Raw genomic sequence first — 1,846 nt, forward strand, 5'->3', positions numbered from 1 at the left:
GCCCTGGGCGTTCTCCCGGTCGGCGTCTTCGGAGGCGGATCCTCCGTCCTGGTCCCCGGCGTCCTCTTCCCGGTCGCCGCCAGGCGCGGGCCGGCCGTCCTGCGGTTTCCCGCCGGGCTTGCCGGACTCGTCCGGCCGTACGTCCTGTCCGGGGGCGGTATCGGCCTCGGAGTCCTCGCGAGCGCGCTCCTCCTCGATCTCCTCCGCCGCACCGGGGACAGCCCGCGGAGCCGCCGCGGTGTCCATCGGCAGCGGCCCTGCGCGCTCCGTCTCCTCCACGCCCTCCAGCAGCCGGTCGACGACGGGCACGGGCAGCCGCAGTTCCAGCCGGTCCAGGACGCTGTCCTGCACCTCGGGCGCCATACGGGCCAGTTGGATCCGGACGCGGCCCGACCGGTCCTCCGGGTCGCCGCGCAGGGAACGCAGGAGGCCGTTGGCGAGGCGGTCGACGAGGGTCGCGGGGTCCAGTTGCTCCGTGCGGCGGCGGTCGGCGTCGACGGTCGCGTAGCGGAGCCAGCCGGGGGTGGCCTGTGCCTGGTCGAGGTCCGCGGCGGCGTCCGGCCCGGGTTCCGTGTCCCGGACCAGGTCCTGCGCGGCCGACTCGGCCTCCCGTTCGATGGCCTGCTGCGGCAGGCTCACCGCGCCCAGGTCCCGGCCGGCGCGCAGGGTGCCGAGGCCGTGCGGGTTCTGGACGGTGTGCAGGAGTTCGTGGGCGAGCAGGCGGCGGCCCTCGTCCGTGCCCGGCCGGTACGCCCCCTCGCCGAAGAAGATGTCCTGGCCGACGGCGACCGCGTCCGCGCCGAGCAGCTCCGCGAGCTGACCGGCGTCCCGGCCGGTGTGCAGGCGTACGCGGCTCAGGTCGTGCCCGAGGCGCTCCTCCAGCTCCCGTCGTACGCCGGGGTCGAGCGGCTGACCGGCGCCGCTGACGATGTCCTTCGGCTCAGGGGCGCGGGACGTGGCCGCACGCTCCTTGCGCTTGCGGCGGCGCTGCTCGGCGGACTGCTCGGAACGGCTGTCCTGGGTCGGCGAGTTGCTCATGACGTCACCTCCCCGCGGCCGCACAGGCCTTCGTGCACCGCACGGGCCAGTTCCTGCCCGAGGCGGCGTGCGGACAGGCCGGCGGGCAGCGGGGACAGGCCGGACAGGACGTCGGCCGTCCAAGGACCGTCGGCGGGCACACCGCGCTCGCGGACCAGCCGGGTCAGCTCGTCCTCGAAGGCGGCCGAGACCCGGTCGGGGTCCGCGCGGAAGCCGTCGAGGACCAGCTCGCCTATCTCGACGCGGATCTCGCGCGGCGCCGGTGTCGTACCCACCCGCGTCCCACCGGTCTGGGTCCCACCGGTCTGGGTCCCACCGGTCTCGGTCCCACCGGTCCGCGTCCTGCCCGTCTGTGTCACACCCATCCGCGGACCTCCGTCGGCGTCAAGGAGCGTTCCAGCTTGAGGTATTCGGTTCGGGCTCCCGCGAGCATGTGCCGCATCTGGAGCGCCTCGCCCTCCTCGGCGGCGAGGAACGCGCCGGACAGGGCGATGTTGCGGATCGAGCCGCCCGCCACGGTGAGCTGCGCGAGCAGCTGCGGGTCGATGTCCTTCACCGGGGCCTGCGGCGGCAGCACGCGGCGCCAGATCTCGGCGCGTTCGTGCTCGGCCGGGAAGGGGAAGTCGACGACGAAGCGGATGCGCCGCAGGAAGGCGTTGTCCAGGGCCTTCTTCATGTTGGTGGTAAGGATGGCGAGGCCACGGTAGGCCTCCATCCGCATCAGCAGGTAGCTGACCTCGAGGTTGGCGTACCGGTCGTGGCTGTCCTTGACCTCGCTGCGCTTGCCGAACAGGGCGTCGGCCTCGTC

The 1,846-nt window shown here is 73.9% G+C and carries 2 protein-coding genes and 1 pseudogene; all 3 read right to left on the minus strand.

All coding sequences use genetic code 11. The features are described 5' to 3' along the window. Positions 1-1,038 (minus strand): DUF4157 domain-containing protein (locus tag ACFTZL_RS44530; protein ID WP_382596253.1); only part of this gene is annotated, 1,038 nt, incomplete at its 3' end. After that, on the minus strand, positions 1,035-1,313 hold the full coding sequence (locus ACFTZL_RS44535) for a hypothetical protein (protein WP_382596256.1): 279 nt from the start codon (positions 1,311-1,313) through the stop codon (positions 1,035-1,037). The genes ACFTZL_RS44535 and ACFTZL_RS44530, both read right to left, overlap by 4 nt. A gap of 80 nt (positions 1,314-1,393) precedes the next feature. After that, positions 1,394-1,846, minus strand: a pseudogene (locus ACFTZL_RS44540) (AAA family ATPase); the annotation flags it as partial.

The organism is Streptomyces sp. NPDC056948, from assembly GCF_042674225.1.
Lineage (GTDB): Bacteria > Actinomycetota > Actinomycetes > Streptomycetales > Streptomycetaceae > Streptomyces > Streptomyces purpurascens.